Source organism: Klebsiella sp. V115_8 (assembly GCF_029967715.1).
GTDB classification, from domain to species: Bacteria; Pseudomonadota; Gammaproteobacteria; order Enterobacterales; family Enterobacteriaceae; genus Klebsiella; species Klebsiella quasipneumoniae.
Map to the genome: position 1 here is coordinate 104,624 of NZ_JASCAR010000028.1, position 6,000 is coordinate 110,623.

General features: G+C 44.4%; 5 protein-coding genes and 2 pseudogenes. 3 read left to right on the plus strand and 4 right to left on the minus strand.

What is annotated here, in order from left to right; all coding sequences use genetic code 11:
- Positions 1–69: 69 nt before the first annotated feature.
- Positions 70–774, plus strand: coding sequence for a response regulator (locus QLG03_RS12195; RefSeq protein ID WP_004151175.1), 705 nt, complete (start codon positions 70–72; stop codon positions 772–774).
- Positions 771–1,832, plus strand: a complete 1,062-nt coding sequence (ccrB, locus tag QLG03_RS12200) for a HAMP domain-containing histidine kinase CrrB (RefSeq protein WP_023290017.1) — start codon at positions 771–773, stop codon at positions 1,830–1,832. Before QLG03_RS12195 ends, ccrB begins: the two co-directional genes overlap by 4 nt.
- Here ccrB and QLG03_RS12205 read toward each other — a convergent pair.
- Entirely contained in the window at positions 1,829–2,764 is a 936-nt protein-coding gene (locus QLG03_RS12205; protein ID WP_255987803.1) for an ATP-grasp fold amidoligase family protein, read from the minus strand. The genes ccrB and QLG03_RS12205 overlap by 4 nt on opposite strands.
- Before the next feature lie 188 nt (positions 2,765–2,952).
- Entirely contained in the window at positions 2,953–3,315 is a 363-nt protein-coding gene (locus tag QLG03_RS12210) for a TonB family protein (protein ID WP_236947492.1), read from the minus strand.
- Between the two features lie 641 nt (positions 3,316–3,956).
- Here QLG03_RS12210 and QLG03_RS12215 point away from each other — a divergent pair.
- Positions 3,957–4,258: pseudogene (locus tag QLG03_RS12215) on the plus strand (ISNCY family transposase); the annotation flags it as partial.
- On the opposite strand, the pseudogene QLG03_RS12220 reads toward QLG03_RS12215, so the two are convergent.
- Together QLG03_RS12220 and QLG03_RS12225 are read right to left on the minus strand one after the other, a co-directional pair.
- Positions 4,253–4,355, minus strand: a pseudogene (locus QLG03_RS12220) (GrpB family protein); the annotation flags it as partial. The pseudogenes QLG03_RS12215 and QLG03_RS12220 overlap by 6 nt on opposite strands.
- Before the next feature lie 7 nt (positions 4,356–4,362).
- A complete protein-coding gene (locus tag QLG03_RS12225; RefSeq protein WP_137910608.1) occupies positions 4,363–5,172 on the minus strand; it encodes a hypothetical protein in 810 nt (269 codons plus the stop codon).
- Between the last annotated feature and the right edge of the window lie 828 nt (positions 5,173–6,000).

The window sequence follows — 6,000 nt, forward strand, 5'->3', positions numbered from 1 at the left end:
CTTTAAGCATGACGATAAAAGTGCTTTCAGGGTAAAATGCATGTTGTCCTCAGCACTGTGGAAGAAAATATGAACAACAACAATCTGATTATCGTCGCAGAAGACGATGATGACATCGCTGCCATACTGACAGGCTATTTACGTAAGGCAGGTATGAAAACCTTAAGAGCTGAAGACGGTGAGCAGGCAATCAATCTTACCCGTCTGAACAAGCCTGATCTCCTGCTGTTGGACATCCACCTGCCCGTGTACGATGGCTGGAATGTTCTCACCACGTTAAGAAAGGAAACGAATGTACCGGTCATCATGGTGACAGCACTGGATCAAGACGTTGATAAACTGATGGGGCTACGACTCGGGGCGGACGACTATGTGATAAAACCCTTTAATCCATCTGAGGTTATTGCCCGGGTTGAAGCTGTGCTTCGCAGAACCAGACCGGTTGCAGAGTCTACACATTCACGGCCTTTAAGAACGCCTTTTTTAACGATTTATCCTGATGAGTTTTACGTTGAAATCACTGCACAAGGTGAAGTTTCCACGCCAGTATTAACCACCACTGAGTTTAAGCTTTTAACCTATCTGGCGAGAAACCCGAGAAAAGTCTGTTCACGTGAAGAGTTACTCGATGCGTGTTTACCTGAGGGAGACTCGCTGGATCGTACTGTAGACAGTCATATGAGTAAACTTCGGAAAAAGCTTGAACATGCCGGATTGAAGGGCATTCCGGAAAGCATCCGAGGATTAGGCTACCGGTTGGGTGACAAAAAATGAACAAAGAAACGATTCTGAGTCGTCAGATTTTGACATATATGTTGTTGTTAACGTTTGTTATTATTGCCATTGCAATACTCGGTTCCTACTTATTTTATAGTTTCCTGATTTATTACCTGCCGGGTGGAATGAACGAAGGTAGTGAAGATGCCATGACATTCCTTGACTGGATGTGGATTCTGATGGCGTCCATTACCAGTCTGGTCGTTGCACTTTTCTTTACCGTAAAGCTGTCTGCCAGAATATTCAACCCACTGAATGACGTCGCATACAGCCTGAAACAAATCTCTCAGGGAAACCTTAGTGCCAGAGCATTTAACAGCAGTTCTAAGTTGGGAGAGATGAATAGGCTCGTCAATGACTTTAATGAGATGGCTGAAAAGTTACAGACGCTGGATGCGCAGCGAAATTTATGGAATGCTGCAATTGCTCATGAACTCCGGACGCCAGTGACTATCTTACGTGGGAGGCTTCAAGGACTGGTTGACGGCGTTTTCGAACCAGAACCGTCGTTATTCAGGAACCTTCTTAAACAAACTGAAGGTCTGACCAACTTAATTGAGGATCTCCGCGTCGTGAGTTCGTCAGGAGGCGCTGGGTACTCCTTGATGCTGAGTGAAGTCGATCTCAAGTCCACGATTTCAAATGCGCTTGATACCTTTTGGCCGGATTTTGATAAAAAGCATTTCAAAATTGTCACTGAGATTAACCATCAGTATTGCGTTTGCGATCCCTTACGCATTATTCAGTGCCTCACCGTTCTTTTTGACAATGCCTTAAAATATTCCACATCACAAACGCTGTTAATAAAGAATGGTATTACAGGAAACGATAATTTTATTATCGTTCAGGACAAAGGACCTGGAATTCCTGAAGAACTCCAGAAGTCCTTATTCCAGCCTTTTCAGCGAGGACAATACGCCAAAAATATTAATCCAGAGGGCTGTGGTTTGGGGTTGTCGGTAGTTAAAGCCATTATGTGCGCCCACGGCGGAGACGTTAGCTATAGTATGACACCAGAAAATGGCTCACTTTTCAAACTCTCATGGCCTGTTTAAGGGCATGAATATACAGGCTCGATTGAACTTGTTTTAGCAACAGACAGATCCCACATACTGCCGATTTTGGCGTCCCAAATTGATGGGGTGATTTTAAGTTTGCCTCTTTTGGGGCTTAGTGTTATTTCGCTGAAATAGATATCTTCTCCTTTTAGCATAAGATCGACGCGGCAGTAGTCTATTTCTTTTGCTAAGTCCTGGGCGGCAATAACGGACTTATGAAATGATTCTGGTTCATCAACCGGCAATGGCGTATTTGGGTATTCCATCTGAAAGGGTTGTAAATTCCACGATCTGTCATAAACGTTAATGAATTCGTTTCCATCGCTGTCAGTAAAGTCTGCCTCGATAAAACATGCCACACCGTGAAAGCAATGTATTCTTAGCATTTCCGGAGTTATACTCCGGTGTTTACTGGAAAATAGATCCAGATACATTTCGCATAGGACCACAGGTGGTATATTTTTATACTGCCATTCTCGGGTCGTATAATACATGTTCTTTTTAAGAGATAGTTTTAATCTGCTTTTAACCTTAGCGGGATCAATATTCGTTTTGTCCGTGCATATGACCGCGCTTCCACTATCATGATTGCATTTCAAAACAAATTTAGGGGGTAGTTTATCGAAATCAATATCATCAACTCTGTTATAAACACCTACTAAAGGAATAAGCTTGATTAAATTAGTTCTTTTCTCAACATACTCCCTGACCAGAAGTTTATCAGCAAGCATCGTATAAAATGGGTTGTGGATAAATAAAATGCGATGGCAGATTTTCTCATTAAGCGTCACAGGATTGAGTAAATCCGGATATGTGCCAGATATTTCTCTTAACCTGTCTGCATGAAATGAAATGTCATTAGTCAAAATGGTTCTGCATTTTCTCAACATATATTCAATGTATTTGATTTGATAGTTTATTTTATTCATAGTACCTCCTGTTCAGAAAGAAAATTCTGACAGAGGTTTGTTGATTTATTTTTTGCAAATCATGGAGAGTATATGGAGCGACATGCTTCTTTATTAACAGAAATTAATCCGGACCATTATCCGCTCCTTGCACCCAGGGGACTTTACCGGCGTAGATGATGCGTCAGGCTATTAATCCTCAAAAGTGCTTATTGCTTATTCGCGGGACCGCCGTCTGATTTGGGTGGGATCTTGACGACTAATCTTTGAGCTATTCCCGGTTTGCCCTTTTCAAAGCGCCATTTTTTAATCATTTTATCAATGATTTGATGTTCCAACTCCGGAGTCGTTGTCGATTCAAGTATCTTTACATTCTGAACTCTGCCATCTGAATCAACATCGTACTGAATCCGCAGGAAACTCGGCAGTAGGTTTCCGTTCTTATCACGAGTGGTAATTGATGTGTTTGCAGAGGAAATGCTGCCTGAAGGTGTGCTGGCGCTGGCCTCTGTGCCAACGCAGAGTGTCAGTAACAATGGCAAAATTAAAGTGAATAGTCTGCTAGTTTTCATTAATCGTCTGAGTTCCAAAGTTAACCATGAATATTCACGTTACCAACGGCGCGAGTGACAGGTTACCAGATGAGATGATCCGTGAACACCGCGTCTTCAGCGGCAATCACGTTGAACTCCTTACCTGGCGCTTCGTACCACATCCATTCCCGAGGACGTTTGGCTATCAGGACAAGTGGGCGCTGAGCGACTATATCAACGACTCTTTTGCCAGTTGTCGGCAGCGCGATCCTGCTCGTCGGGGAACATGAGCGAGCTAACCCCCTCGGGTGATTAGCATTGATTCGCGTCCCGCGCTGAAGACGTTCAGCTAATACTTTTTAACTCCGGTGCTCGGGATCTACCGCGCTTGCAACGTTAAGGGAGGGATCTCCGGGGCCTAAGCGGCAGCCTGCTGCTGATGCTAAGGGGAATGTACTTCAGTGATTCCAGCTACGCCTGGGAGCCTAACACGAAAGCGGCTGAGCATAGCGCCAGCAGGGAGAATCCCGGATAGCGATGCGTGACGCCTTATCCCGGCTACGCTGTTGGGCCGCGCTTGTGCCGTATTTTTGCCGGGTGGCGGCTGCGCCTTACCCGGCCTACAAAAACTCGCTAGCTAACTGACTGGCTTGCACCGCGTTTCTTGCCCAGTATGCACTCAGATTATACGTGAGCACTATACAGACTTTGGGCCGACGCTGGCGTGTGAAAATCTTGCAGAACTGCACGATGTCCACCTGTCTAAAGAAATTGTGTCCCGTCACTTAAGGTTAAAGCTGGTCTCTGGATCCCCCGTAAGCAACGTGCGCCAAAAATTCAGCAGCCACGCTATCGCAGGGCCTGTTGTGGCGAACTGATACAGATAGATGGCCGTGACCACCACTGGTTTGAGAACCGTGCTCCAGCCTGTACCGCGCTGGTCTATGTTGATGAGACAACGAGCCGACTAATGCAGCTAGTTTAGATGCCCCGCATCAATAAGCGCCATACGAAGATCTTTTTTGAATGAAATCTGCTTTATAAATGCTGTATCGGTGGGTATCATTTTCACATAATAAACAATTATCATACAAACTCTCTTTTGTGATTATAAAATGGGTTAATATAAACAGGTGAATACTTAGACATAAATTCCTCTGCGTCTTTTGTGTTATTCACTTTAGGGATGTAGAGCGAACTATCTTCTCTTTTTACATGAATGGCTTTTAATGGGATAGTAATTACGCCTGTTGGTGATTTATTGATTATCACCCATTCACCTTCTTCAACAAGCGGTCCTGAACAATGTTCTGAATCGATTAAAACACTACAATACAAAACATTATCAACAGGAATTTCCATGTCTATATAAAAATCCTTCGGATACTCATCACTTTCACCAAATGAATTAAGTGTATCCATTTCAATATCTATACTGCTAAGATTTAGTAGTTTTGCGCTTTTTAACAAATCAATCATTTCACCAGAGTGATAATTGATTTGACGTCGTAAATTGACCGTTTCAATCCCTGCATATCTGAATTTTTGTTGAGTGTGAAGATATAACTCTTTCAACTCATTACAAATTGCATCAACTCTTCCCTGCGTAAGATTTTCAAGTATCTTTTTGTCATACTCCCCAACATGGCTTACATACTTTTGATAAATCCGGTCGAGGCAAAAAGGTATCCTGTGAATATTCAAGGTTCGTGAAGTAAAGTAGGTCAGAAGGGCGTAACCGAACCCTTTCCTTGCGTTAAATCCCTCAACTTTAGAGTAATTGTTTGAGCATTTTCTTCCCAGACCTATACAATCGGAGAGAAGTTCATCCTTGACATAAAATTTCTCTGTTATCGCATTTGAGAAGATTTCTTTCTGTTTTGTTAAAGTAAGCACACATCACCTATTCAAAATCGCTCTAAGGAATAGTTTTGAAAGAACACATTAATCACTTAAATTAGCGCTAACTGTTAATAGATTCAACATTCTTTTTTGCAATTTCCGGACCCACTACTCTGTTGTAAGGTATCTCATGCATGTGATCTACTCCCATTGATTAATATGCGGTAAAGTTAGCAATATCTCGATATGCTATGAGTTCAACGGTGATCTTTCGCTCCTGGCACACAGTAGACGTGAAATTCTGTAATAGCATTCGTACACTTACAACATCGACGAGCTTCAGTATGCCGCGTCAGCGGCATGACAGCGCCAGATGATGTCCCTGTGGCAGTCCAGCCAAATGGCGCTGAAGGCCCGGCGCAGTCGGTTATCGGGTTATAAATTCTGCCGGTCCCCCTGCCCTGATTAGCCTTAACTCACGTTCCGCGCTGAAGCCCCTTTTAACCTCGTTGATCGAGTTCTACCGCGCTTGCAACCTTAAGAGAGTGTTCTCCGGGGCCTAAGCGGCAGCCTGCTGCTGATGCTAAGGGGGAGATTCTTCAGTCATTCCTGCGACACCTGGAGATTAACACGGAAGCGGCTGCGCATCGCGCCAGCAGGGAGAATCCCGGATAGCGATGCGTGACACCTTTATCCCGGCTACGCTGTTGGGCCGTATTTGTGCCGCTCTTGTGCCGTATTTTGCCGGGTGACAGCTACACCTTACCCGGCCTGGAGCCCCAAATCACCGCTGGCGCTGGGGCTACTGAAACTGCCGGTGCTGGCGGCCTCAAAATCGCTGAGACGTTCCCGGAAGGCCGGGGCAGCCCGCATGGATGCGGG

Bases quoted from the DNA above. Each gene is read 5' to 3' on its own strand.
- QLG03_RS12195 (WP_004151175.1), top strand. From the start codon at position 70: ATGAACAACAACAATCTGATTATCGTCGCAGAAGACGATGATGACATC.
- ccrB (WP_023290017.1), top strand. From the start codon at position 771: ATGAACAAAGAAACGATTCTGAGTCGTCAGATTTTGACATATATGTTG.
- QLG03_RS12205 (WP_255987803.1), bottom strand. From the start codon at position 2,764: ATGAATAAAATAAACTATCAAATCAAATACATTGAATATATGTTGAGA.
- QLG03_RS12210 (WP_236947492.1), bottom strand. From the start codon at position 3,315: ATGAAAACTAGCAGACTATTCACTTTAATTTTGCCATTGTTACTGACA.